Source organism: Methylobacterium sp. AC315 (genome assembly GCF_979253755.1).
The window spans coordinates 60,871-87,136 of sequence record NZ_CEEDEA010000007.1; the positions used below are offsets into that span (position 1 = coordinate 60,871).

Here is a 26,266-nt window from a genome sequence, read left to right on the forward strand (position 1 = left end):
GCAGCGTTGGGCCGCCTGACGGCCCGCACAGATCCCTCGGCCATTGCCAGCGCCGCCATCGCCGGACCATCCTGCCTCGGATGCGTCCGCCCGTCCCCCTGTCCGCCGTCCGGATCTTCGAGGCCGCCGCGCGGCGGCGCTCATTCAAGGCGGCGGCGGGCGAGCTGAACCTGTCGCCGAGCGCGGTCAGCCACGCCGTCCGAAAGATGGAGGAGACGCTCGGCGTCGCCCTGTTCGAGCGCAACGGGCAAGGCATCACGCCGACCCCGGCCGGGGAGGCCTTGTGCGACCATGTCGGCCGGGCCTTCGCCGAGCTGAACCGCGGCCTCGATCTCGTGGCGAATCGCGGGCCCCAACTGCTGCGCCTCCATTGTGCGCCGAGCTTTGCCGCGCAGTGGCTCGTCCCGCGCCTGGCGCGCTTCCTCAGCGAGCATCCGGGCTTCGAGGTTCGGCTGGCCGCCGGCATGGACTACGCCCGCTTCATCACCGACGAGTTCGACGCCGACATCGTCTACGGGCCGCCCCGGGGCGAAGGCCTCTTGCGCATGCCGCTCGGGTTCGAGACGGTGACGCCCCTCTGCGATCCCGAGCGCGCCGCCCGGATCGCCGGCCCCGCCGACCTGTTCGCGCAGACCCTGATCCAGAGCGACAATAAGCAGGTGCGCTGGACTCACTGGTTCGAGCGCAACCGGCTGGCCGCGCCGCCCACCGCCGCGATCCGCTTCGACCGGAGTTTCCTCGCCCTGGCGGCGGCGGCGGACGGGCTCGGCGTCGCCCTCGAATCGACCCGGCTCGCCGAGCGGGAGATCGCCGCCGGTCGCCTGGTCGCGCCGCTCGCCGGGCGGGCGGAGGACATCGGCTACGTCGGCCACCATTTCGTCTGCCCGGCCGATGCCCGCCGCCGGGCGCCGCTGCGGGTCTTCGCGCGCTGGCTCGCCCAGGAACTCGCGATCGAGCTGGCCGCCGAGCTGGTTTGACACCCTCGGCAGGTGAATCCCATTCACCTGAGAGTGTAGGATTCGCGTTTGTCGCGGCCGGTCTCGCCGGGTCAATGTCGCCTCAACGAACAAGACGCGAGGAAACGTCACCGCGAGGCCGCCGATCCCCGGATCGCGATCGCCGGCCGGCTTGCGCCTCCTTCGCGACGACAGGCTTCGATCCCGCACCCGCGCGGATCGCCGGGAGGGTCCCATGCTGTTGAACGATCGGGTCTGCGTGATCACCGGGGCGGCCTCCGCCCGCGGCATCGGCAAGGCCACCGCGCGCCTGTTCGCGCAGTATGGCGCGCGCATCGCCGTGCTCGACCTCGATGCGGGCCAAGCCGAGGAATCCGCCCGCGAGATCGGGGCCGGCCATGTCGGCCTCGCCTGCGACGTGACCGACCGGGCCGCCTGTTCCCGGGCCGCCGAGGAGGTCGTGGCCCGGCTCGGGCGCATCGACGTGCTCGTCAACAACGCCGGCATCACCCAGCCGCTCAAGATCATGGACATCGCGCCGGAGAATTACGACGCGGTCACCGACGTGAACCTGCGCGGCACCCTCTACATGAGCCAGGCCGTGATCCCGGGGATGCGCGGCCAGGGCTCGGGGGCGATCGTATGCATGTCCTCGGTCTCTGCCCAGCGCGGCGGCGGCATCTTCGGAGGCCCGCATTACAGCGCGGCCAAGGGCGGCGTTCTGGGCCTCGCCAAGGCCATGGCCCGGGAACTCGGCCCCGACGGGATCCGGGTGAATTCCGTGACGCCCGGCCTGATCCAGACCGACATCACGGGCGGCAAGCTCACCCCCGAGCTCAAGGTCGAGATCGCGAAGGGCATCCCGCTGGGGCGCCTCGGGGTGGCCGACGACGTCGCCAACGCTTGCCTGTTCCTGGCCTCCGACCTGTCCGCGTACATCACCGGCGCGGTGATCGACGTGAACGGCGGCATGCTGATCCATTGAGAGGCACGCCATGACGTCTCCGTCCCCGACCGAACGGCCCCGTGCGGGGTCCAACGTCCCGCTCAGCGAGCGCGCCTACCATATCCGCCGCCATGCCCTGCGCATGGGCGAGGTCCAGGGCCAGGGCTACATCGCCCAGGCGCTCGGCATCAGCGACGTGCTGGCGGTGAGCTACTTCCACGCCATGGCCTACCGGCCGGAGGATCCCGAATGGGAGGGCCGCGACCGGTTCCTGCTGTCGATCGGCCACTACGCCATCGCGCTCTACGCCGCGCTGATCGAGGCGGAGATCATCCCGGAGGATGAGCTGACGAGCTATGGCGGCGACGACAGCCGCCTGCCGATGTCGGGCATGGCCGCCTACACGCCGGGCATGGAGATCACCGGCGGCTCGCTCGGCCACGGGCTCGGGATCGCGGTGGGCATGTGCCTCGGCCTGAAGCGGAAGGGCTCGAAGAGCGTCGTCTACAACCTGTTCTCCGACGGCGAGCTCGACGAGGGCTCGACCTGGGAGGCCGCCATGTCGGCGGGCTCGTTCAAGCTCGACAACCTGATCGGCCTCGTCGACGTGAACGGCATGCAGGCCGACGGCGCCTCCACGGGGGTGCTCAACTTCGAGCCGCTGGCTCCGAAATTCGAGGCGTTCAACTGGTTCGTGCAGCGGGTCGACGGCAACGACCTCGACGCGCTGGTGGCTGCCTTCGATGCGGCGCGCCATCACCCGGGGCCGCAGCCCCGGATCATCATCTGCGACACGCGCATGGCCAAGGGCGTGCCGTTCCTGGAAGCGCGCGAACGCAATCACTTCCTGCGCGTCGAGCCGGACGAATGGCAGCGGGCTTTAGCGGTCCTGGACGAAGGGAGGGTGCGGTGAGACGCTCGAAATACGAGAGACCCGCCCCGCGGGAAGGCGGCAGCCTCAAGACCTCGGCGATGATCGCCTCGCTCGCCGCCCCCGGGCAGCGCACCAGGGCCGCGCCGTTCGGACATGCCCTGGTCGAACTCGCCAAGACCCGGCCCGACATCGTCGGCCTGTCGGCGGACCTGTCGAAATACACCGACCTGCACATCTTCGCGCAGGCCCATCCCGAGCGGTTCTACCAGATGGGGATGGCCGAGCAGCTCCTGATGAGCGCGGCGGCCGGGCTCGCCCGCGAAGGCTTCACGCCCTTCGCCACCACCTACGCGGTGTTCGCCGCCCGCCGGGCCTACGACTTCATCTGCCTGGCGATCGCCGAGGAGAATCTCGACGTCAAGATTGCCTGTGCCCTGCCCGGCCTGACCACCGGCTACGGCCCGAGCCACCAGGCGACGGAGGACCTCGCGATCTTCCGCGGCATGCCCAACCTCACGATCATCGATCCGTGCGACGCGCACGAGATCGAGCAGGTCGTGCCGGCCATGGCCGCCCATAAGGGGCCTGTGTACCTGCGGCTCCTGCGCGGCAACGTCCCCCTGGTGCTCGACGAGTACGGCTACACGTTCGAACTGGGCAAGGCCAAGACGATCCGCGACGGGCGCGACGTGCTGATCGTCTCCTCCGGGCTGATGACCATGCGGGCGCTGGAGGTGGCCGAGGCGCTGCGCGACGACCGGATCGACGTGGCGGTCCTGCACGTGCCGACGATCAAGCCCCTGGACGAGGCGACGATCCTGCACGAGGCCCGACGTGGCGGACGCCTCGTTGTGGTGGCCGAGAACCACACGGTGATCGGCGGCCTCGGCGAGGCGGTGGCGGGCGTGCTGATGCGCAGCGGAACGATGCCGGAGCGCGGCTTCCGCCAGATCGGCCTGCCGGACGCATTCCTCGACGCCGGCGCCCTGCCCACGCTCCACGACCGCTACGGGATCTCGGCCGCCGCGATGGCGCGGAGCATCCGCGGATGGCTGTGAGCCGCCTCGCCTTCGTCGGCCTCGGCGCCATGGGCCTGCCGATGGCGGGTCACCTCGTGGCCGCGGGTTTTTCCGTGCGCGGCTACGACGTCCGGGCGGAGAGCCGCGCGGCCCTCGCGGCAGCGGGCGGCGAGCTGGCCGGGACCCTGGCGCAGGCGGCCGACGGCGCCGACGCGCTCGTGCTGATGGTGGTCAACGCCGCCCAGGCCGAGGACGTGCTGTTCGGACAGGGTGCGCTCGACGCCCTCGCCCCGGACGGGATCGTCGTCCTGATGGCGACCTGTCCGCCGGGGGCCGTGGAGGCCATCGCGGCGCGCGTCTCGGCCACGGGCCGCCGGTTCGTGGACGCCCCGGTCTCGGGGGGCGTCGTCGGGGCCAAGGCCGCCAAGCTCACGATCATGGCCGCGGCGCCGGCCGCAACGCTTGCGGAGATCCGCCCGTTGCTCGACGCCCTGGGTGACCGGATCTTCCATGTCGGCGAGCGGCCGGGCCAGGGCGCCACCGTCAAGGCGGTGAATCAGCTCTTGTGCGGCGTCCACATCGCGGCCGCCGCCGAGGCGATGGCTCTGGCCGGCCGGGTCGGGGTCGATCTCGCGGTGGTGCTGGAGATCCTCTCGGGTTCGTCGGCGTCGAGCTGGATGCTGCGCGACCGTGGCCCCCGCATGCTGGAGGGCGAGCCGGAGGTCACCAGCGCGGTCGACATCTTCGTCAAGGATCTCGGCATCGTGCTGGAGGCCGGTCGAAGCGCGGGGGCGGCGCTGCCGCTCGCGGCGCTGGCCCATCAGCTCTTCGTCTCGACATCGGGCCGCGGCGACGGCACCGCCGACGACAGCCAGGTGGTGCGCGCCTATCGCGCCCTCAACGGGACCTGAACGTGCGGGCACGGCAGCGGTGAAGTGTCGGCGTTTGTGCGCCGCCACGGCTTGTCCCCGCGCCGCTGAGCCTGGATGATCCGCGCCGGAGCGAGAGACGGCGCGTGAGACGCACAGAAGCGGTCCCCCGGATACCGGTATCGGACCGCGAAGACTGAAGGGACGCACGAATCCACACGACCGGTCAACGGCGGGGATCGCGCGGCTCGGGACGACCCAGGGAGTGAAACCATGCGCGACACGCGCTTCAGCCGCCGCAGCCTGCTCGCCGGCGCGACCGCCGTGCCGATCTTCGGCATCCTGACCCGGCGCGGGCAGGCGGCCGAGTTCTCCTACAAGCTCGCCACCGGCCAGGACCCGACCCACCCGGTCAACATCCGGGCGCAGGAGGCCCTCGACCGGATCCGCGAGGCGACCGGCGGGCGCCTGGAGATCAAGCTGTTCCCGGCCAACCAGCTCGGTTCGGACACCGACCTGCTGGCGCAGGTGCGCAACGGCAGCGTCGAGTTCTTCAACCTCGCCACCTCGATCCTCGCCACCTTCGTGCCGGCCGCGAGCCTGCCCAACACCGGTTTCGCATTCAAGGATTACGACGCGGTCTGGTCGGCGATGGATGGCGGCCTCGGTGCCTACGTCCGGGCCGAGATCGCCAAGACGCCGATCCTCACCGTCTCCAAGGTCTGGGACAACGGATTCCGGCAGATCACCTCCTCGACCCGCGAGATCAGGACCCCCGAGGACCTCAAGGGCTTCAAGATCCGCGTGCCGCCGGCGCCGATGCTGACCTCGCTGTTCAAGGCGCTCGATGCCGGCGCGGCGCCGATCAATTTCAACGAGCTGTACTCCGCGCTCCAGACCAAGGTGGTCGAGGGGCAGGAGAATCCGCTTGCCATCACGGCGACGGCCCGGCTCTACGAAGTGCAGAAATCCTGCAGCCTGACCGGGCATGTCTGGGACGGCTACTGGATTTTGGGCAACAAGAAGGCTTGGCATCGCCTGCCGGAGGATCTGCGCCGGACAGTTTCGCAGGAATTCGACCGGTCCGGCACCGACCAGCGCGCGGATGTGGCCAAGCTCAGCCTGTCCCTGCGCGAGAGCCTTGCCGCCAAGGGCATCGGCTTCGTCGACGTCGACCGCTCGCGGTTCCGCGCGGTGCTGAGCCGGACGAGCTTCTACCGCGACTGGAAGGCCAAGTACGGGGATGCGGCGTGGGCGCATCTCGAAGACGTCTCCGGCAAGCTGACCTGAAGGACGACCGGCATGCAGATCGATATCGCGGCCGTCGAGAGCGCGGCCGGGCTTGAGCTGGCGGGGCCGCCGCTCCGCGCCAGGACCTGGCTGCGCAAGCTGGACGTGGCCCTCGGCTACCTCGTGGAGATCCCGGCGGCGCTGCTGGTTCTGGCCGAGATCGGCGTGTTGTTCGGCGGCGTGGTCAGCCGCTACGTGTTCCGGGAGCCGCTGGTCTGGTCGGACGAATTGGCCGCGATCCTGTTCCTGTGGCTCGCCATGCTGGGCGCCGTGGTCGCGTTCCGCCGTGCCGAGCACATGCGCATGACCGCCATCGTGGCGATGTGCGGCCCGCGCCTGCGCGCCTTCCTGGAGACGGTCGCGCTGGTAGCCGGCCTGATCTTCGTGGCGCTGGTGCTGGAGCCGGCTTTCGAATTCGCCAGCGAGGAGACCTTCGTCCAGACCCCCGCGCTGGAGCTCAACAACGCCTGGCGGGCCGCCGCCCTCCCGATCGGCTTCGGCCTGATGCTGCTGGTCGCCGTGATCCGCCTCCTGGAATCCGCCGACTGGCGGCTCACCGTCGGCGCGCTCGCCCTGGGCGGCGGCATCGCGGCGGGGCTCATGGCGCTCCAGCCCTGGCTCATGGGGCTCGGCAACCTCAACCTGCTGCTGTTCTTCGTCCTCGGGGTCGGCGCCCTGGTCTTCTCCGGCGTGCCGATCGCCTTCGCGTTCGGTCTGTCGACCTACGCCTACATCACGCTCACCACCAACGCCCCGTCGATGGTGGTGGTCGGGCGCATGGACGAGGGCATGAGCCATCTCATCCTGCTCGCCGTGCCGCTGTTCGTGTTCCTCGGCCTGCTGATCGAGATGACCGGCATGGCCCGGGCGATGGTCGGGTTCCTGGCCTCCCTGCTCGGTCACGTCCGCGGTGGCCTGCATTACGTGCTGGTCGGCGCCATGTACCTCGTCTCGGGCATCTCCGGCTCGAAGGCCGCCGACATGGCCGCAGTCGCGCCCGTGCTGTTTCCCGAGATGAAGGCGCGGGGCGCCAAGGAGGGCGACCTCGTGGCCCTGCTCGCCACAACCGGCGCGCAGACCGAGACGATCCCGCCCTCGATCGTGTTGATCACCATCGGCTCGGTCACCGGCGTGTCGATCACGGCCCTGTTCACCGGCGGCCTGCTGCCGGGCCTGGTGCTGGCCGTGACCCTGTGCGCCCTGGTCTGGTGGCGCTACCGCCGGGAGGATCTGAGCCACGTCGCCCGCCCGTCGCGCAGCGTGATCGGCCGGGCTCTCCTGGTGGCGGTGCCGGCCCTGGCGCTGCCGTTCGTGATCCGCTTCGCGGTGGTCGAGGGCATCGCCACCGCCACCGAGGTCTCGACCATCGGCATCGTCTACGCGGTGCTGGCGGGGCTGCTGATCTACCGCCAGTTCGACTGGCGGCGGCTCTACCCGATGCTGGTCATGACCGCGACGCTGTCGGGGGCGATCCTGCTGATCATCGGCGCGGCCACCGGCATGGCCTGGGCGCTGACCCAGTCGGGCTTCTCGCAGACGCTGGCGATCGCGATGAAGAGCCTGCCCGGCGGCCCCGTGGGCTTCCTGTTCGTGTCGGCCGGCGCGTTCATCATCCTGGGCTCGGTGCTGGAGGGTATCCCGGCGATCGTGCTGTTCGGCCCGCTGCTGTTCCCGATCGCCCGGCAGGTGGGCGTCCACGAGGTCCACTACGCGATGGTGGTGATCCTCGCGATGGGCATCGGGCTGTTCGCCCCACCCTTCGGCGTCGGCTACTACGCCGCCTGCGCGATCAGCCGGATCCACCCGGATGCGGGCATGCGCCCGATCGTCGGCTACATCCTGGCCCTGCTGATCGGCCTCGTCGTCATCATCCTGGTCCCCTGGTTCTCGATCGGGTTCCTCTGACGACACCGAGTCTGCCCTCGCCACCGTGACACCCGGCCGGATCCATCCCCGTCCGGGGAGCGCCGCCGCGCGCCCGATCCGGAACCGCCCCATGCGGGCGCGACCTGCATGACGGCATCCGCGAGCCCGCGGTGGGCTCGATGATGAACGGCATCGCGGCCCATCGCGGGCTGGTGCCTGTGGGCGCCACCGACCTGGTCTTCTCGGATGACATGCGCCCGTCGCTGAGGCCGCGCGGACGCCGGCGTTGAGGCTGTATGCCGGTCAGATCATCCCGGCGCCGCCGGTGCGCGCGACGCGGTCGCGCTGCTCGGCGTAGCGACCGTCGGCGACGCGCTTCAGCGCGCCTTCGAGGCGGCCGGCGACCTGACCGAGAAGCGAACGCTCGGAGCGGAAGCCGACGAGATACGCGAGGGTGGCCATCGTGTCCGATCCCGAACAAGGGCCGGGCAGGCGCGCCCGGTTGCTGCGGTGCAATATGCGCCGGCTCGGGATCGCGCGTGAGGGGGCTCTTCCGCGGCCTGCCATGCAAGGACGGCATGAAGTTCGCATGAATTCTTCACCGAACCGGTCCGCGAACGGCTTCTGCCGGGTGCGGTGCAGCGAACGCGGTCGTCCGAACCGTCACCGTCCGGCAGGGGCACCCGGATCAAGCGGCAGGCCGCCGCGGGCTTCGAGACCCTCGCGGATCGCCCGCTTGGTGATCTTGCCGTAGCCGGATTTCGGCAATTCGTCCCAGAAGAACACCCGCTTCGGCAGCTTGTAGCGGGCGACCTCGCCGGCGAGCCACGCGATCAATTCCGCCTCGCCGATCTCCGCGCCGGGGCGGGCCACGCAGACTGCGACGCCGACCTCGCCCCAGGCCGGGTCGGGCACCCCCAGGATCGCGGCCTCGGCGATGGCCGGATGCTTCAGGAGCTTCTCCTCGGTCTCGCGCGGGTACACGTTCGACCCGCCCGAGATGTACATGTCGGAGGCGCGGCCGGTGATGAACAAAAACCCTTCCGGGTCGAGGTGGCCGAGGTCGCCGGTGCGGAACCAGCCGTTCCGGAACGCCGCCGCGTTGGCCTCCGGGTTGTCGTAGTAGCCCGCGAACACGGCCGGGCCGCAGACGCAGATCTCGCCGGTCTCGCCGGCCCCCAGCTCCCGCCCCTTCGCGTCCTGGATCTGCACCTGCATGCCGGTGCGCTCGAACCCGCAGGTGCCGACCTTCACCCCCGGGCCGTCTTCGGCGGCGTGCAGGCGGGGCGGCAGCACGGTGATGTTGCCGGTCACCTCGCCGAGCCCGAAATACTGGACCAGCACCGGTCCCAGCGCCCGCAGGGCCCGCTTCTGGTCCTCCCGGTACATCGGCGCGCCCGCGTAGATCACGTGGCGCAGGCTCGTATGGTCGTGCGCCGCGACCGCCGGGTGCTCGGTGATCAGCTTCACGATGGTCGGCACGGTGAACAGGTTGGTGATGCGCCAGCGCTCGACCAGCGACCACACCTCCGCGGGGTCCAGGCGCGTGCCGCCGGTGAGCACCGTCATGGCGCCGGCCGCGACCTGGGCGAGCTGGTGGATGCCGGCTCCGTGCGAGAGCGGCGCGACCACCAGCGAGGCGTCCGCCTCCGTCGTGCCCGGCATCAGGTCGCAGAGGTGGTTGGTGATCACGAAGGCCATCTGGCCGTGGGTGAGCACCGCCGCCTTCGGGCGGCCGGTGGTGCCCGAGGTGAAGAAGAACCAGCACGGATCGTCGTGCTCGACATCGGCGGTGGGGGCCGTCTGCGCGGCGTGCGCGGCCACCAGGGCGTCGTAATCCAGCCCGAAGGCGGAGCCGCCGATCTCGACCACGAGGCGCAGGTCCGGCGCGGCCTCGCGGATCGCGGTGGCGTGGTCCGGGAACTCCGCGCCGCAGATCAGCGCCGAGGCGCCGCTGGCGCTGGCGAGATAGGCGACCTCCGCGGGCGTCTGCCGGAAATTCGTCGGCACCCAGACGGCGCCGAGCCGGAAGCAGACGAACATCGATTCGAACAGCTGGTTGCCGTTGCGCGCCTGGACCAGCACGCGGTCGCCCTTGGCGACGCCCCGGGCCGCGAGCGCCGCCGCCATGGCGTCGACCCGGGCATCGAGGGCGCCCCAGCTCCAGGTCCGGTCACCCCAGGCGAGGCCGATCGCGTCCGGCCAGCGGCGGGCCGCCCGGCGCAGAAAGTGGGCGAGGTTCATCACCCGCCGCGAAGAGGGCGCGACGCCGCCGCGCGGCGCCGGCCCCGCCGGGCCGTTCACGCGAGCTTCCCGCAGGCCTTCTCCAGGAGGGACCAGCCCTCCTCGCCGTACCGGCCCTTCCATTCGGCGTAGAAGCCGGCCTTGCGCAGCTTCTCGCGAAACGGCTCAGGATCAGGCTTGTTGAACACGAGGCCGCTCTTGGTCAGGTCTTCCTGCAGGCTGGCATTGAGCTTGGCCACGTCGGCCCGCTCCTTCATGCCGGCCTCGTTGATGTGGCGGGCGACCATGGTGCGCAGGTCCTCGGGGAGGCGCTCCCAGGCCCGGCGGTTCGCCAGGAACCAGTAGCCGTCCCACATGTGGTTGGTAAGCGAGCAGTATTTCTGCACCTCGTAGAACTTCGTCGTGGCGATCACCGCCAGCGGGTTCTCCTGGCCTTCGACGATCTTGGTCTGGAGGGCCGAGTAGGTCTCGTTGAGGTTGATCGAGGCGGGCGCCGCCTCGAACGCCCGGAACATTGAGGTCCAGAGCGGCGAGACCGGCACGCGGATCCGGAAGCCCTTGAAGTCGTCCGGATTGGCGATGGGTCGGGTCGAGGAGGTGGTCTGGCGGTAGCCGTTGTCCCAGATCTTCTCCATGGCCACGAGGTTGGCCTTGGCGATCTGCTGGCGGACCCAGGCACCCAGCTCCCCGTCCATCGCCGGCCACACGGCCTCATAATCCGGGAAGGCGTAACCGATGCCGTTGATCGAGGCGTTGGGCACCAGGGTCGAAAGGATCAGCGGCGACATCGTGAAGAACTCGACGCTGCCCGAGCGCAGCTGGCTCAGCGTGTCGGTGTCCGAGCCGAGCTGGCTCGTGGGGAAGATCTTGAGATCGAAGCGGCCGCCGCTCTCGGTTCGCAGCGCGTCCGCCATCTCGCGGGCGCGGACGTTCATCGGGTGCGTGTCGGGCAGGTTGTTGGCGTACTTGTAGGTGAAGTCCGCCCGCTGGGCCCGCGCCACGTGCGGCATCGCCACGGTTCCGGCGAGGATCGCCGTCGAGCCGGCGGACAGGAACCCGCGGCGGGACAGGGGCAAGTGAATTCGCGACGACATGGGCGGCCCTCCTGATCCGGGCGCGCGGCCCGGCGTTTCCTCAGGGTCCGCGTTCATGCGCGGACTCTCTCGTGTCTTGCGGCTTCGATAGCGGCTGGCCCAATCCAGTCAACGGGGCCGTTTCGGCCCGGCCGTCAGTGCAGGCGACTTGTCAGGGCATGTCTCAGGGCATGCCCGCCGAAGCGTGCGGATCATCCGCGCGATGACCGTCTCGTGCGGGCCTATGCGGCCGGCAATTGCTGCTCCAGATGGGCACGAAGGATCGAATAGTGTTGGACGACCTTGTCGAGCTTGTCGGCGTTCGCTCTCCGGATCCGCTCCGAGCCGGCGTCGGGCTGGTAGGTGGTTGCGTAGTGGGCGGCGTGCGCTTTCAGCTTCGCGGAAACGAAGGCCAGATCGGCCGACCAGACGACCTCCGCGCGGACCAGCTGAAGGCGCCGCGCGATCTCGAGCCAATGCAAGTCGAGCGCGATGCCGCTGCCCATCTGCTTGAACAGGTCGAACAGGGAATCAAGGATGCCGATCGCGGTCCGGGCTGACACGATGGAGCGCTCCGTCATGCCTGCGTCGCGATGAGGTCGGGCCGCACATACCAATCGTCAAACAGGGACAGCTGCCGGAAACGCCGACGGTAACCCAGGCCGGTCAGCAGGGCGTAGATTTTCTCGCGGCTGTCCGAGAAGTTGTGCTCGACGCTGATCAGGGCGATGTCGTGGCGCGTGAAATCGAAGCTTTCCAGCACGTCAAACTCGCCGCCTTCCACGTCGATGCTCATGTAGTCGATGCGCTTCGGCGCCCGGGCCTCAACCAGGAATCGCTCCAGCGAAACCGTCTGGACCGCGTATTGCCGACCGTCCTGGCGGAACTGCGCGTGGAAATCGCCCGTCACCAAGTCGTTCATGCCGGACAGCTCGCCGATGTCCACCTCGTTGAATAGGACCTCGACCCCGTCGGTCCTATAGACGCACTTGTCGGTGATGTAGCAGCTCCGGTTGGCGTAGAGCGCGGCGTGCCAGGCCCGGGCCGGCTCGGCCAGCGCGCCCTGCCAGCCGAAGGTCTTCTCGAGCAGCAGCGTATTGCTCAGGCTGATCCCGTCGCAGGCACCGAACTCGACGAAGTAGCCGTTCCGCTTCTCCTTGAGTTCGTACAGGACCCAGAGGTCCTGCAGCAGCTGCGCGTTGGAATACGGCGCCATCTTCGTGGCGAACGACAGGAACTCGAGTTCGGAGCTGGCGAGATGGGGCTTCGCGTCCAGTTCGTTCCTGAGATCGACCAGGGCGTTGAAGACGGTCAGGAGCGCGACATCCATGGCCCTGCGTTCCACCATGTTGAAGGGGACCGATCGATACAGGTGACGAGTGCGGGTGCGGTGCGCTCAGGGACGGGTCCGGTCAAGAGGCCGGGCCCCCAGGATCCGGTTCGAGCCGTCGAACAGAACCGTATGCTGCAGCGAATCGGGCCCCTGGTCCGGTACCGTGCGGGCCGCCCTGCGGATCGCCGACAGGAAGCGCTTCCGGCTGAACCCAAAGGGCCGCAAACTCGCCGACAGGGCCTCGATCAGCTTGGTCGAGGCCTCGGATCGCGCCCGGGCCAGATCGCGCTCCCGCACGGCCGCGTCGCGCTCGGCCGTGATCAGTGCCAGTGCAATCTGCTGCTGCTGGATCTGGCGGATGTATTTGGTGTCGATGTCGTGGACAGGGGACGTCGTCATACGGCAGCCTTCGGGGCTCTGAGCGGAACCAGGTGGCGATACGGCCGGGAACGCGGCGGGACCTACGGGGATGATGGGATCCCATGCATGCTCCCGTGCCCTCGCACGTCTCAGATGGTCCTGGCCAGATCGTCCTGGCCAAGACCATCTGGCAAAGATCACGGTTCTAAGCGGCCCCGCATCCTGTGCTGCCGGATGGCGGCCTGTGCAAGCATCGGCCGACGTTACGGTCCCAACGAAACGATTGACTTCGTCGGGTCCTGAGATGGCGGTTTCGCGGTGTCGAGGGTTGCTGGGCCAGCGGAATAGCCATCAGAAACCGCATGGTTGCGTCACTGTCCGTCCTGCCGACCTCCCCCACCGTGCGCAGCGGCATGTCGTGGCCATCTGGCGCGCGCACCGTGCCGCGGCATTCGACACGGTTCGGGCCGGTCGGCTGCGGCTGCGCGACGCCGGGCCGGTTGTTCATCGCGTGCTGGACCCGCGCATCTGCCCGGTCTCTCGTCCTCGCGGGCGAAGCCGAAGGCAGACAGGGACGTCCAGCGCGTCGCGCCCTTGCGGTGCTTCAGGTTGAGGAGGCGTGTAGAAAGTTTCCGACCCTGAACGGTCCAGAGGACGGGGACGATGCCGCCGTTCACTGAGGGGCAGGCCCCGCCGGCTCAATCTAATGCGGGGAAACCGTCCGCTCGGGCGCCATAGGGTCGAATGGTGGAGACGACAGGGATCGAACCTGTGACCTTTCCCATGTCAAGGGAATGCACTACCGCTGTGCTACGTCTCCTAATCGATCGTCATCAGGCTCGTCGAGCCTGAAAGCCATCGAAATAACCCAGGCCACTCAGCGGCTTATGAGGAGTGCCCCCTACCCTGTCAAGGTAGTGCGCTCCCGCTGAGCTACGCGCCCGGTCCGGTGCTGCGTGAGCACCGGTGGGCCGGGCCTATAGCCGGTGCCCGGCGGGGGCGCAAGCGGAAGGTTGAGGGGCGTAGCCCGGGGGGCGGATACCGCAATGGTGCACGCGGGGAAGAAAATGCGCTATGGGCGTGCCGGCCGGCATCCGGCCGGGCCGCTCGGGCGGTCCCGGCATTCCGCCGCCTCAAGCTTCGGGACATGCGCTACTTCATCGATCACGATCACGGCGACTCGATCCGCGGCTGGATCGTGCCGGACAATCCCCTCGCCATCAGTCGGGTGATGGTCTCCGTCGGAGGCCAGCGCGTGGCCGAGGTTTCGGCCAGCGTCACCGACGAGACGTTCAAGCGCAACGGCTGGCACGCCACCGGGCAATGCACCTTCGTGCTGACGCAGGCCGAGGTGCCGGGCCTGGCCGAGATCCAGCGCCTCGAACTCTACGACGCCGACACCAATGTCCTGGTCTATCGCCGCACGCCTCCGGACGGGCTCGTGCGGCTGCGCGTCATGCTCATCAACACCGGGATCGAGCCCGAGACGGCCCTGCAGGCGGCCTTGTTCCCGTATTTCCAGCACTGCTACTTCGGCGTCCACAAGCTGCCGGACGAGATCCTGACCTGCATCCTGTCCGGCCCCTCAGCCCCCTCGGCGTTGCTGTCGGGCGCCGTGACGATCCCGCGCTACGAGAACTTCATGACGCCGGACCTGATGGTCACCGGCATCCTGGTGCAGGACCCCTACACCGAGATGGCGACCCGCATGCTCTGGCTGAAGGCCCGGGCCGGCGACGCCCTCGATCCGGTGCGCGGCTGGCGCCTCGGACCGCTGGCCGAGGCCGCGTCGTTCTCGGAATCCTACGACTTCACCGACGTGAAGAGCCTCAAGCGCTACTTCCGCATGCTGCCGGAGCCGGCCTACCGGCTGCTCTACAACCCGTTGACCCGCCAGCTCGGAACCCGCATGCCCGAGGATCGCCTGCACCCGGGCAACTCGATCGCCGCGATCGAGATCCTGGCCCGGGTCGGGATCGTCGGCCACAAGACGCGGTACCACGCCTTCGCTTCGACCCTGTTCGACCGGCTGGGCATCCACGCTCCGGTGCCGGTTCCGCCGCCGGTGCCGGCCGAGACCCAGGCGCTGGCCGAGCGCTTGCGGACCGTCAAGGCGGTGGAGGAGATGCTGGTGTTCGACGTCGCGATGTCGGATGCCGTGAAGGACTCGATCGACAAGAGCTGGAGCTGATGGCGCGCCCGACCGAGACGGGGGGCCCCGAGACGCGCCTGCCGCCGGCGCACCTGACGCGAACCGGACGCAAGCGCCGCCCTCTGCCGGTCCGGGCGGCGGCGGACGGGATGCGCGTCGAGCTTCCGGGGCTCGCGGGCCGCTGGCTCGAGATCACCCTGTCCAACGACCCGACGGAGGGTCCGGACACGATCCCCGGCATGGCCTTCGCCGGTCCCGAGGGGCGTCCGGGGCCGCTGCTGCCCCAGGAGGCGTCGGGCGGGGGTGCCTTCACGTGGATCGGGCGCCTCCCCGAGGGCGTCGTCGCCCTGCGGGTGGCCGATCCCGCCGGTCGGGTCCCGGTCCGGCTGCGCCGAATCACGGTGCGCCGCCTCGACTGGCCGACCCTGGTGCCGCGCGCGCTCCTGCGCGAGCCGGCGCTGACCCTGCAGGCGCTCTACTGGCGGATCCTCGGCAAGAAGGTGCGGGCGCGCGGCTTCCTGGGCCGGGCGCTGGCTCACCGCCGGGTGACCGGATACGAGGCCTGGATCCGTGCCCACGGCTATCGCCGGGCGGAGCGGGACGGCATTGCCGCCGAGATCGCCGCCTGGGCCGATCCGCCGCTGATCTCGGTGCTGATGCCGGTGCACGATCCGGACCCGAAGGTGCTGCAGGCCGCCCTCGCCTCCCTGCGCGCGCAGCTCTATCCGCACTGGGAACTGTGCGTCGTCGACGACGCCTCGACGCGGCCCGCGATTCCCCGGATCCTTGAGCGCGCCGCCGAGGCCGATCCGCGCATCCGCGTGCTCGCCCGGTCCGAGAACGGCCACATCGCCCGGGCCACCAACGATGCCCTGGGCCTCGCACGCGGTGTCGCCTGCGCCTTCATGGACCACGACGATGTGCTCACCGAGGACGCCCTCTATGAGGTCGCCCGGGCGCTTCGCCTCGATCCGGATCTGGTGCTGATCTACAGCGACGAGGACAAGATCGACGGACGCGGCCGCCGGTTCGACCCGCACTTCAAGGCGGGCTTCGACCGCGAGCTGCTCTACGCGCAGAACTACATCAACCATCTCACCGTGGTCCGGACCGACGCCCTGCGGGCGGTCGGCGGTCTGCGTCCGGGTTTTGAGGGCAGTCAGGACCACGACCTGCTGCTGCGGCTCACCGACGGCCTCGACCCGTCCCGCATCCGCCACATCCCGCGGGTGCTCTACCATTGGCGCGCCGCGCAGGGTTCCGGGACCTTCTCGGACCGGGCCCTGTCCCGGGCCGAGGCGGCGCGGCTGCGCGCCCTCGACGAGGTCGTGGCGCCCTGGGGTGGCCGGGTCGAGCGCGGGCCGTCGGGCTTCAACCGCCTGGTCCGGCCGCTCCCGCTTCCGCCGCCCCGGGTCTCCGCGATCATCCCGACCCGGGACCGCGCCGAGATCCTGTCGGTCACCCTCGACGGGCTGCTCGCGGGCACCGACTACCCCGATATCGAGGTGGTGATCGTCGACAACGACAGCCGCGAGCCCGAGACGGCGGCCCTGTTCGCCCGGTATCGCGACGACCCGCGCGTGCGCATCGTGCCGGTGCCGGGAGCCTTCAACTTCTCGGACCTGTCGAACCGCGGCGCGGCCGCCGCCACCGGGCCGGTGCTCCTGTTCCTCAACAACGACGTCGAGGTGCTGGACAGCGAGTGGCTCGGGGAACTGGTCCGGCACGCGGTGCGGCCGGAGATCGGCGCCGTCGGGGCAAAGCTGCTCTACCCGGACCGGACCATCCAGCACGGCGGCATCGTGCTGGGGATCGGTGGCGTCGCCGGGCACAGCCATCTCGGCGTACCGGACGCGGATCCCGGCTATTTCTGCCGGATGGTCATCGCCCACGAGGTCTCGGCGGTCACGGGCGCCTGCCTGGCCATGCGCGCCGACGTGTTCGAGGCGGTCGGCGGCTTCGATGCCGACGCCCTGAAGGTCGCCTTCAACGACGTGGACCTGTGCCTGAAGATCCGCCGGGCCGGCTACCGCATCGTGTGGACGCCGTTCGCCAAGTTGATTCATCACGAATCGAAGAGTCGGGGCGCCGAGGATACGCCGGAGAAGCGCAAGCGCTTCGAGGGCGAGGTGCTGACCATGCTCGATCGCTGGGGGCCCGAACTCCGGGCCGACCCCTACTATAACATCAACCTGTCACGGAACTCGGCGCATTACCGGGTCTAGGAGGACGTCCCGGTCAGCCGCGCGGCGACGGGTTCGCCCGCCGCGACAGTCCGCCCTGCATGTGTCGACAGCAGGGCTGGCATGGGGATGCCATGCATGCGTCAGTGGGTGAACTTGCGTCGGATGCCGGTTGCGATACCTCTGGACATGCCGCATGAGGCGGTTCCGGCCATGGCGCCCGAACGGGCGCGCGGCGAGGGCGGCAGTCAACCATGAGTGCGAACACCCCAATGGCTTCGGCCACAACCCTGGAGCGCGATGCTCAGCAGGCGATGGGGGACCACAAGGTCCACCCGAACGAGATCGCCATCGGCGTGGTCATCGGCCGCGCGTCCGAATACTTCGACTTCTTCGTATTCGGCATCGCCTGCGTGCTGGTTTTCCCGAAGGTATTCTTCCCCTTCGTCGATCCGCTGACCGGCACGCTGTACGCGTTCTCGATCTTCGCCCTGGCCTTCATCGCCCGGCCGATCGGCTCCGTGATCTTCATGGCGATCGATCGCCGGCACGGGCGCAGCGTCAAGCTCACGATCGCGCTGTTCCTGCTCGGGGGCGCCACGGCGGCGGTCAGCTTCCTGCCGCGCTACGATAGCATCGGCATCTCTTCCGTCTACCTCCTGGCGGTCCTCCGGATCCTTCAGGGCCTGGCACTGGGCGGCGCATGGGACGGGCTCGCCTCCCTGCTCGCCATGAACGCGCCCCGGGAGCGCCGCGGCTGGTACGCGATGATCCCGCAGCTCGGCGCGCCCCTGGGCTTCATGGTAGCGAGCGCGTTGTTCGCGTTCTTCCTGGTCAACCTCGACGAGGCCGACTTCATCGATTGGGGCTGGCGCTTCCCGTTCTACTGCGCCTTCACCATCAACGTCGTCGCCCTGTTCGCCCGGCTGCGCCTGGTCGCCACCGACGAATTCGCCCGGATGATGGACCTCGACCGGCTCCGCCCGGTCCCGGCCCTGGAGCTGTTCCGGCACCATGCCGCCGACGTGATCCGCGGCGCCTTCGTGCCGCTCGCCGGCTTCGCCCTGTTCCACCTCGTGACGATCTTCCCGATCGCCTGGCTGGCACTCAACAACACCAGCAGCCGCTCGCCCGGCGAGTTCCTGATCGTGCAGTTCTCCGGGGCCATCGTCTGTGCCGGCGCGATCGCCGCCTCCGGGCTGATCGCCGACCAGATCGGCCGCCGCAACTGCCTGATCATGAGCGCCTCGCTGATCGGGTTCTTTGCGGTCGGCAGCATCATCGCGCCGCTCCTGTTCGGCGAGAGCGCGATCGGCCAGACCATCTACGTCACGATCGGCTTCATGCTGCTCGGCCTCGCCTACGGCCAGACCGCCGGCGCGGTGACGGCCCGGTTGGGCAACCACTACCGCTACACCGGCGCCGCGCTGACCTCCGACTTCGCCTGGCTGGTCGGTGCCGGCTTCGCCCCGCTGGTGGCGCTGTTCCTGTCGCAGCGCTACGGCTTGGCCATGGTCGGCGTCTACCTGTTGTCCGGCGCGGTCTGCACCCTCGCGGCCTTGTTCCTCGACCGCTCCGAGATGCGCCAGATGTAGCCGGCAGCGCGCGGCGCAGGCTGCGCGCCTCCTTCCAGACGTTGTCGGCCGTGCCGCAGACGCGACACGGCGCGGATGCCGCGCATGCGGCGTGGGATAAAGAGACGAGTGCTGTGACCTCTTCGACCCCTCTCCCGGACAGGATCGAGCCCAGCGACCGCCGGAGCGGCCTCGCACGTCGGCTCGTGCCGCTCCTCGCCCTGCCGCCGATCCTGGCGTTGCTGGGTGGCTGCAACCTCGTGGTCATGAGCCCGGCCGGCTACGTCGCCGAGCAGCAGCGCAACCTCGTGCTGGCGGCCACCGGGCTGATGCTCCTGATCATCGTCCCGGTGATCTTCTTCACCTTGTTCTTCGCCTGGCGCTACCGCGCCACAAACAAGGACGCGGTGTACGATCCCGAATGGCACCACTCGACGCAGCTCGAGGTGCTGATCTGGACGGCGCCCCTGATGATCATCATCGCGCTCGGCGCCCTCACCTGGATCGGGACCCACACCCTGGATCCGTTCCGGCCGCTCAGCAAGATCGACGCGAAGCGCGACGTCCCGGCCGGCGTCGAGCCGCTGCAGGTCGAGGTGGTGGCGATGGATTGGAAGTGGCTGTTCCTCTACCCGCAATACGGGATCGCCACGGTGAACGAGCTCGCCGCCCCGGTGGACCGGCCGATCCAGTTCAAGATCACCGCCACCGACGTGATGAACACGTTCTACATCCCGACGCTCGCCGGCATGGTCTACGCGATGCCGGGCATGCAGACACAGCTCCACGCGGTGATCAACCGAGAGGGTTCCTATGAGGGCCGCTCGGCGCATTACAGCGGCGCCGGCTTCTCGAACATGTTCTTCAAGTTCAACGGCGTGACCAACGAGGCCTTCGATCAGTGGGTCGCCAAGACCAAGGCGCAGGGCGGCGAGCTGACCCAGGAGGCCTATCTCGAGCTGGAGAAGCCGAGCGAGTCCGAGCCGTCCCGCTTCTACAAGTCCTACGCCAAGGGCCTGTACGACCGGATCATCGGCATGTGCCCCCGGCCGGAGCAGATGTGCGTCGGTGAGATGGTGAAGATCGACGCCCGGGGCGGCGCGTCCGGGGCGGAGGCCGAGGCCAACTACGACCGGTTGCAGTACGACAACCGCATGGCCGATCGCGGCAACGAGGCTCCCGGTGCGACGGGGCCGGCATCCGGGACCGGCCCGCATGGGCAGACGCAGCCTCAGGGCATGAAGCCCAGGCCCGACATGGGCAACCCGGACTCGCGCGGCCAGGGCGAGAATGCGCTGCCTGGGCAGGAGAAGACCCCTGAGGTCAAGGCCCCCGACAGCCAGGGCCAGAGCGAGGGCGGGCAGATCGCGCCCAAGCAGCTCAACCAGTAAGAATGCTCGCGTGAACGCGAGCCCCACACCGTAAAACCGGCGGTCGCCGTCGAACCCATTGAACGGGCCGATCCCATGTTCGCAAACCTCGACCTACAGCAGTTGATCCTCGGTCGATTTACGATCGAGCAGATCCCGTATCACGAGCCGATCCTGCAGGCGACGTTCGCCGGCGTGGCCGTGGTCGGACTCGCCGTGCTGGGCGTCATCACGTATTTCCGCTTCTGGGGGCCGCTGTGGCGTGACTGGGTCACGTCCATCGACCACAAGAAGATCGGTATCATGTACTGCATCTTCGCGCTGATCATGCTGCTGCGGGGCTTCGCCGACGCGCTGCTCATGCGCTCGCAGCAGGCGGTGGCGTTCGGTTCGGAGCAGGGCTTCCTGCCGCCGCACCACTACGACCAGATCTTCACCGCCCACGGCATGATCATGATCTTCTTCGTGGCGATGCCGTTCGTCACGGGGCTCATGAACTTCGCGGTGCCGCTGCAGATCGGCGCCCGCGACGTGGCCTTCCCGTTCCTGAACAACTTCAGCTTCTGGATGACGGTGGCCGGCGGCATCCTGGTGATGGTGTCGCTGTTCGTCGGCGAGTTCTCGCGCGCCACCTGGCTCGCCTACCCGCCGCTCTCGGGGGCTGCCATGAGCCCCGGCGTCGGCGTCGACTACTACATCTGGGCGCTGCAGATCGCCGGTATCGGGACGCTGCTATCGGGCATCAACCTGATCGCGACCATCGTGAAGATGCGCGCGCCCGGCATGACCATGATGAAGCTGCCGATCTTCGTCTGGTCGTCGCTGTGCACCAACATCCTGATCGTGGCCGCCTTCCCGATCCTGACGGCCGTCCTGGCGATGCTGTCGCTCGACCGCTACGTCGGCACCCACTTCTTCACGAACGACCTTGGCGGCAACGCCATGCTGTACTTCAACCTGATCTGGATCTGGGGCCACCCGGAGGTCTACATCCTGATCCTGCCGGCCTTCGGGGTGTTCTCGGAGATCACCTCGACGTTCTGCGGCAAGCGGCTGTTCGGCTATACGTCGATGGTCTACGCGCTCGTGGTGATCACCATCCTCGCCTACCTGGTGTGGTTGCACCACTTCTTCACCATGGGCTCGGGCGCGGACGTGAACTCGTTCTTCGGGATCACGACGATGATCATCTCGATCCCGACGGGCGCGAAGATCTTCAACTGGATGTTCACGATGTACCGCGGCCGGATCCGGTTCGAGGTGCCGATGATGTGGGTGGTGGCGTTCATCGTCACCTTCGTGATCGGCGGCATGACCGGCGTCCTCCTGGCGGTGCCCCCGGCCGACTTCGTGCTCCACAACTCGCTGTTCCTGATCGCGCACTTCCACAACGTGATCATCGGCGGCGTGCTGTTCGGCATGTTCGCCGGCGTGACCTTCTGGTTCCCCAAGGCCTTCGGGTTCAAGCTCGACGAGTTCTGGGGCAAGATGGCCCTCGTGTTCTGGGTGAGCGGGTTCTACGTCGCCTTCATGCCGCTCTACGTGCTCGGCCTGATGGGCGTGACTCGGCGGATGCAGCACTTCGACGACCCGTCGCTTCAGATCTGGTTTGTCATCGCGGCTGGCGGCGCGGCGCTGATCGCTTGCGGGATCGCTTCGCAGATCATCATGTTCGTGGTCTCGATCCGCAATCGCGAGAAGCTGCGCGACCTGACCGGCGACCCGTGGGGCGGCCGGACCCTGGAATGGTCCACCTCCTCCCCGCCGCCGGACTACAATTTCGCCTTCACCCCGGTGGTCCACGATTCCGACGCGTGGTGGGACATGAAGAACCGCGGCTTCGCCCGGCCGATGACCGGGTACAAGCCGATCCACATGCCCAAGAACACCGCGACCGGTGCCATCCTGGCTGGACTGAACTTCACCTTCGGCCTGGCCATGGTCTGGTACGTCTGGTGGCTGGCGGCGCTCAGCTTCGTGGCGATCCTCGTCGTCGCGATCCTTCACACCTTTAATTACAAGCGCGACTTCTACATTCCTGCCGACACGGTCAGTCGGACGGAAGGTCAGAGGACGCGCGAGCTGGAGATGGCGTGATCCGATGATGCACGCGGAGACTGCACCCCCCGGCGCTGCGGCGCCGGTCTTCTACCAGACCGACGAGGAGGGCCATCACTCCGAGGGCTCGACGATGCTCGGGTTCTGGCTCTACCTGATGAGCGATTGCCTCATCTTCGCGACCCTGTTCGCGACCTACGGCGTGCTCGGCCGCAGCTACGCGGCCGGGCCGACTCCCAAGGAGCTGTTCGACTTGCCGGGCATCGCGGTGAACACCGCGATGCTGCTGTTCTCGTCCATCACCTACGGCTTCGCCATGCTGGAGATGGACCGGGACCGGATCAAGCCGACGCAGATCTGGCTCGCGATCACCGGCCTGTTCGGCGTGGCCTTCGTGGCCCTGGAGATCCGGGAGTTCGTCCACCTGTTCCATGAGGGCGCGCCGCCCTGGCGCAGCGCCTTCCTGTCGTCGTTCTACACCCTGGTGGCGACGCACGGCCTGCACGTCTCGGTCGGCATCCTCTGGCTGGTCGTGCTGCTGGTTCAGCTGCGCAAGCACGGCCTGATCGTCGAGAACAAGCGGCGCCTGATGTGCCTGTCGATGTTCTGGCACTTCCTCGACCTGATCTGGATCGGGGTGTTCACGGTCGTCTACCTGATGGGAGTGCTCGAATGAGCGCCGACGCGCACCACCTGACCGGTCACGGTCCGGATACCCATGACGCCCACGCCCACAGCGAGGGCGGGCACGGCAGCTTCGGCAGCTACATCACCGGCTTCGTCCTGTCGGTCATCCTGACGGTGATCCCGTTCTGGCTGGTGATGGGCAACGTACTCGACAACAGCCTCGTCACCACCCTGGTGATCCTGGCGCTGGGCGGCGTGCAGATGGTCGTGCATGTCATCTACTTCCTGCACATGAACACGAAGTCCGAGGGCGGCTGGACCTTCCTGGCCCTGATCTTCACCATCATGGTGGTGGTGATCATGCTCGCGGGCTCGGTCTGGGTGATGTACCACCTCAACCACAACATGATGCCGATGGATGCCCACGACGTCATGAACAACGCCCGCTGAGCGGGCGTGCGGACGTGATCCCCTCGGGGTCGGCGGGGGGCTCCGGTCCGGGCCCCTCCCCGGCCCCGCTTTCGTTCGCGCGGCGCTTCGTGTTCGGCGCGGCCGCCGCCTTCGTGTTCGTCGTCCTCGTCGGGCTCGGGACGTGGCAGGTCCAGCGCCGGGCCTGGAAGCTCGACCTGATCGCCCGGGTCGATACCCGGGTCCACGCCCCGGCGGTGCCGGCCCCCGGCCCAGCCGAATGGCCACGGGTCGGCCCCGACGACGCCTACCGGCATGTCCGGCTGTCCGGCACCTTCCTCCACGACCGGGAGACGCTGGTCCAGGCCGTCACCGAGCGGGGCGGCGGCTTCTGGGTGCTGACGCCGCTCCGCCGGCCCGACGGCACCCTCGTGCTGGTCAACCGCGGCTTCGTGCCGGGGCCGAACCGGGATCCCGCGACCCGGCTGGCCGGTCAGGTGGCGGGGGATGCGCGGGTGACCGGCCTCCTGCGACTGACCGAGCCCGGTGGCGCGTTCCTGCGGTCGAACGACCCGAAGGATGGGCGCTGGTATTCGCGCGACGTGGCCGCCATCGCGGCGGCAAAAGGCCTGACCGACGTCGCCCCCTACTTCGTCGACGCCGACGCGGCGCCCAATTCCGGCGGCCTGCCGGTGGGCGGGCTCACGGTGATCGCCTTCCCGAACAGCCACCTCGTCTATGCGCTGACCTGGTACGGGATGGCGCTGATGCTGGCCGGTGCAGCGATCTACATCCTGCGCGGCCGGCGGACGTCTAGACCTGGAGGGGAGTAGCCCGGTTTCCGGGGGCGTCTATAATGGGGTGACAAACGCCACAACGAGTCACCCCCAATGACCACCCGCATTCCGAACTTCGCCGAGATGTCTTGGGCCGGCGAGCCGCTTGCGGTGGCGTCGCCGGCTCTGCCCGAGCCGTGGATGACCCCGGAGGGCATTCCGGTGAAGGGCCGGTACGGGCCGGAGGACCGGGAGGGCCTGGAGTTCCTCGACACCTATCCCGGCATCGCGCCATTCCTGCGCGGCCCCTACCCGACCATGTACGTGACCCAGCCCTGGACGATCCGGCAATATGCCGGCTTCTCCACGGCCGAGGATTCGAACGCGTTCTATCGGCGCAACCTCGCGGCCGGGCAGAAGGGCCTGTCGGTGGCCTTCGATCTCGCCACGCACCGCGGCTACGATTCCGACCACCCCCGGGTCTCGGGCGATGTCGGCATGGCCGGGGTGGCGATCGACTCGATCTACGACATGCGGACGCTGTTCTCCGGCATCCCGCTCGACGAGATGACGGTGTCGATGACGATGAACGGCGCGGTGCTGCCGATCCTCGCGCTCTACATCGTCGCCGCCGAGGAGCAGGGCGTGCCGCCCCAGAAACTCGCCGGTACGATCCAGAACGACATCCTCAAGGAGTTCATGGTCCGCAACACGTATATCTATCCCCCCAAGGGATCGATGCGGATTATTTCCGATATCTTTGCCTATACCTCCAAGAATATGCCGAAGTTCAACTCGATCTCGATCTCCGGCTACCACATGCAGGAGGCCGGGGCGACGAACGACCTGGAACTCGCCTACACGCTGGCCGACGGCGTCGAGTACATCAAGGCCGGGCTGGCCGCCGGGCTGACCATCGACCAGTTCGCCCCGCGCCTGTCGTTCTTCTGGGCGATCTCGACCAACTTCTTCATGGAGATCGCCAAGATGCGGGCCGCGCGCCTGATCTGGGCGAAGCTGGTTAAGGGGTTCGATCCGAAATCCGAGAAGTCGCTGGCGCTGCGCACCCACTCGCAGACCTCCGGGTGGTCGCTCACCGCCCAGGACGTGTTCAACAACGTCACCCGCACCAACATCGAGGCGATGGCGGCGACGCAGGGCGGCACGCAGTCGCTGCACACCAACGCGCTGGACGAGGCGCTGGCGCTCCCCACCGACTTCTCCGCCCGGATCGCCCGCAACACCCAGCTGTTCCTGCAGCAGGAGAGCGGCACCACCCGGATCGCCGATCCGTGGGGCGGCTCCTACTACGTGGAGAAGCTGACCGCCGACATCGTGGCCCGGGCCTGGGAGCATATCCGCGAGGTCGACCAGCTCGGCGGCATGGCCAAGGCGATCGAGGCCGGCATCCCCAAGCTGCGGATCGAGGAGGCCGCGGCCCGGGCGCAGGCACGGATCGATTCCGGCCGCCAGACCATCGTGGGCATCAACAAGTTCAAGTCCGACGACGACATGGCGATCGACCTCCTGCGGGTCGACAACGGCAATGTCCGCCGCCTCCAGATCGACAAGCTCAAGCGGCTGCGCTCGGAGCGCGACGAGGCGGCGGTCACGGCCCGGCTCGAGGCGCTGACCAACGCCGCCGACACGAACGAGAACCTGCTGGCTCTGGCCGTGGACGCGGCCCGCGCCAAGGCCACCGTGGGTGAGATTTCCGAGGCCCTGGAGAAGGCCTGGGGCCGGCACCGCGCCGAGATCCGCTCGATCTCCGGCGTCTACAAGCGCGAGGTGGGGGGCATGTCGCCAGTGGTCGAGGAAGTCCGGGCGCTGGTCGAGGCGTTCGAGGAGAATGACGGCCGCCGGCCGCGCATCCTGGTCGCCAAGATGGGCCAGGACGGGCACGACCGTGGCCAGAAGGTCATCGCCTCGGCGTTCGCCGATCTCGGCTTCGACGTGGATATCGGACCGCTGTTCGCCACCCCGGACGAGGCCGCCCGGCAGGCGGTGGAGAACGACGTGCACATCGTCGGTGTCTCCTCCCTGGCGGCTGGGCACCTCACCCTGGTGCCGGAGCTGAAGGCGGCACTCACCGAGCAGGGCCGCGACGACGTGATGATCGCCATCGGCGGCGTGATCCCGCCGGGCGACTACGATGCCCTAGTGGCGGCCGGAGCCTCGGCGATCTTCCCGCCCGGTACGGTGATCGCCGAGGCCGCGGTCAAGCTGATCCGCGCGCTGAACGAGCGGTTGGGCTACGCGGCGCGTCAGGCCGCGGAGTAGATCGGGGC

General features: G+C 68.7%; 22 protein-coding genes and 1 tRNA gene. 16 read left to right on the forward strand and 7 right to left on the reverse strand.

Annotation, left to right across the window (positions count from 1 at the left end):
- Positions 1-80 precede the first annotated feature (80 nt).
- The 7 genes from AC0IY0_RS14095 to AC0IY0_RS14125 all read left to right on the forward strand — a co-directional run bounded on the left by AC0IY0_RS14095 (position 81) and on the right by AC0IY0_RS14125 (position 7,859).
- Positions 81-977, forward strand: coding sequence for a LysR substrate-binding domain-containing protein (locus AC0IY0_RS14095; RefSeq protein ID WP_471764172.1), 897 nt, complete (start codon positions 81-83; stop codon positions 975-977).
- A gap of 214 nt (positions 978-1,191) precedes the next feature.
- Positions 1,192-1,941, forward strand: coding sequence for an SDR family NAD(P)-dependent oxidoreductase (locus AC0IY0_RS14100; protein ID WP_419829768.1), 750 nt, complete (start codon positions 1,192-1,194; stop codon positions 1,939-1,941).
- Positions 1,942-1,951: 10 nt separating this feature from the next.
- Positions 1,952-2,815: a transketolase gene (locus AC0IY0_RS14105; protein WP_147907240.1), complete on the forward strand. Its 864-nt coding sequence runs from the start codon at positions 1,952-1,954 to the stop codon at positions 2,813-2,815.
- Positions 2,812-3,834 carry a transketolase family protein gene (locus AC0IY0_RS14110; protein ID WP_147907239.1) on the forward strand — a complete coding sequence of 341 codons (1,023 nt, stop codon included), beginning with the start codon at positions 2,812-2,814 and terminating at the stop codon, positions 3,832-3,834. The genes AC0IY0_RS14105 and AC0IY0_RS14110 overlap by 4 nt, the downstream gene beginning before the upstream one ends.
- A complete protein-coding gene (locus tag AC0IY0_RS14115; RefSeq protein WP_147938735.1) occupies positions 3,825-4,706 on the forward strand; it encodes an NAD(P)-dependent oxidoreductase in 882 nt (293 codons plus the stop codon). The genes AC0IY0_RS14110 and AC0IY0_RS14115 overlap by 10 nt, the downstream gene beginning before the upstream one ends.
- Before the next feature lie 231 nt (positions 4,707-4,937).
- Positions 4,938-5,954 carry a TRAP transporter substrate-binding protein gene (locus AC0IY0_RS14120; RefSeq protein ID WP_471764174.1) on the forward strand — a complete coding sequence of 339 codons (1,017 nt, stop codon included), beginning with the start codon at positions 4,938-4,940 and terminating at the stop codon, positions 5,952-5,954.
- 12 nt (positions 5,955-5,966) lie between these two features.
- The gene (locus tag AC0IY0_RS14125; protein ID WP_147907236.1) at positions 5,967-7,859 is read left to right on the forward strand and encodes a TRAP transporter large permease; all 1,893 of its coding nucleotides are present in this window, start codon (positions 5,967-5,969) and stop codon (positions 7,857-7,859) included.
- Between the two features lie 264 nt (positions 7,860-8,123).
- Here AC0IY0_RS14125 and AC0IY0_RS14130 read toward each other — a convergent pair whose 3' ends face one another.
- The 7 genes from AC0IY0_RS14130 to AC0IY0_RS14160 form a co-directional block, all read right to left on the reverse strand.
- A complete protein-coding gene (locus AC0IY0_RS14130; RefSeq protein ID WP_187193601.1) occupies positions 8,124-8,282 on the reverse strand; it encodes a hypothetical protein in 159 nt (52 codons plus the stop codon).
- 201 nt (positions 8,283-8,483) lie between these two features.
- Positions 8,484-10,124, reverse strand: a complete 1,641-nt coding sequence (locus AC0IY0_RS14135; RefSeq protein ID WP_471764176.1) for an acyl-CoA synthetase — start codon at positions 10,122-10,124, stop codon at positions 8,484-8,486.
- Positions 10,121-11,158 (reverse strand): TRAP transporter substrate-binding protein, encoded by a 1,038-nt coding sequence (locus AC0IY0_RS14140; protein ID WP_147907234.1) that lies wholly within the window; start codon positions 11,156-11,158, stop codon positions 10,121-10,123. The genes AC0IY0_RS14135 and AC0IY0_RS14140 overlap by 4 nt, the downstream gene beginning before the upstream one ends.
- Before the next feature lie 221 nt (positions 11,159-11,379).
- Complete coding sequence (locus tag AC0IY0_RS14145; protein ID WP_246692286.1) at positions 11,380-11,718, reverse strand: hypothetical protein; 339 nt, start codon at positions 11,716-11,718, stop codon at positions 11,380-11,382.
- A complete protein-coding gene (locus tag AC0IY0_RS14150) occupies positions 11,715-12,467 on the reverse strand; it encodes an FkbM family methyltransferase (protein WP_471764179.1) in 753 nt (250 codons plus the stop codon). Before AC0IY0_RS14150 ends, AC0IY0_RS14145 begins: the two co-directional genes overlap by 4 nt.
- A 66-nt stretch (positions 12,468-12,533) precedes the next feature.
- Positions 12,534-12,869, reverse strand: coding sequence for a hypothetical protein (locus AC0IY0_RS14155; protein ID WP_419829761.1), 336 nt, complete (start codon positions 12,867-12,869; stop codon positions 12,534-12,536).
- A gap of 706 nt (positions 12,870-13,575) precedes the next feature.
- Positions 13,576-13,650, reverse strand: a tRNA-Val gene (locus AC0IY0_RS14160).
- A gap of 327 nt (positions 13,651-13,977) precedes the next feature.
- Between AC0IY0_RS14160 and AC0IY0_RS14165 the strand changes: the two genes are divergently transcribed.
- From AC0IY0_RS14165 to scpA, 9 genes are all read left to right on the forward strand, one after another.
- The gene (locus AC0IY0_RS14165) at positions 13,978-15,021 is read left to right on the forward strand and encodes a hypothetical protein (RefSeq protein WP_147907231.1); all 1,044 of its coding nucleotides are present in this window, start codon (positions 13,978-13,980) and stop codon (positions 15,019-15,021) included.
- Positions 15,021-17,207 carry a glycosyltransferase family 2 protein gene (locus AC0IY0_RS14170; RefSeq protein ID WP_147938739.1) on the forward strand — a complete coding sequence of 729 codons (2,187 nt, stop codon included), beginning with the start codon at positions 15,021-15,023 and terminating at the stop codon, positions 17,205-17,207. Before AC0IY0_RS14165 ends, AC0IY0_RS14170 begins: the two co-directional genes overlap by 1 nt.
- A 212-nt stretch (positions 17,208-17,419) precedes the next feature.
- Positions 17,420-18,760 (forward strand): MFS transporter, encoded by a 1,341-nt coding sequence (locus AC0IY0_RS14175; RefSeq protein WP_147938740.1) that lies wholly within the window; start codon positions 17,420-17,422, stop codon positions 18,758-18,760.
- A gap of 113 nt (positions 18,761-18,873) precedes the next feature.
- Complete coding sequence (gene cyoA / locus AC0IY0_RS14180) at positions 18,874-20,130, forward strand: ubiquinol oxidase subunit II (protein ID WP_147938741.1); 1,257 nt, start codon at positions 18,874-18,876, stop codon at positions 20,128-20,130.
- Positions 20,131-20,205: 75 nt separating this feature from the next.
- Positions 20,206-22,206, forward strand: coding sequence for a cytochrome o ubiquinol oxidase subunit I (gene cyoB / locus AC0IY0_RS14185; protein WP_147938742.1), 2,001 nt, complete (start codon positions 20,206-20,208; stop codon positions 22,204-22,206).
- A gap of 4 nt (positions 22,207-22,210) precedes the next feature.
- Complete coding sequence (gene cyoC / locus AC0IY0_RS14190) at positions 22,211-22,843, forward strand: cytochrome o ubiquinol oxidase subunit III (protein ID WP_147907226.1); 633 nt, start codon at positions 22,211-22,213, stop codon at positions 22,841-22,843.
- Positions 22,840-23,244, forward strand: a complete 405-nt coding sequence (gene cyoD / locus AC0IY0_RS14195) for a cytochrome o ubiquinol oxidase subunit IV (protein WP_147907225.1) — start codon at positions 22,840-22,842, stop codon at positions 23,242-23,244. The genes cyoC and cyoD overlap by 4 nt, the downstream gene beginning before the upstream one ends.
- Positions 23,245-23,258: 14 nt before the next feature.
- The gene (locus AC0IY0_RS14200; protein ID WP_147938743.1) at positions 23,259-24,035 is read left to right on the forward strand and encodes an SURF1 family protein; all 777 of its coding nucleotides are present in this window, start codon (positions 23,259-23,261) and stop codon (positions 24,033-24,035) included.
- A gap of 57 nt (positions 24,036-24,092) precedes the next feature.
- A complete protein-coding gene (scpA, locus tag AC0IY0_RS14205) occupies positions 24,093-26,258 on the forward strand; it encodes a methylmalonyl-CoA mutase (protein WP_147855622.1) in 2,166 nt (721 codons plus the stop codon).
- Positions 26,259-26,266: the final 8 nt, after the last annotated feature.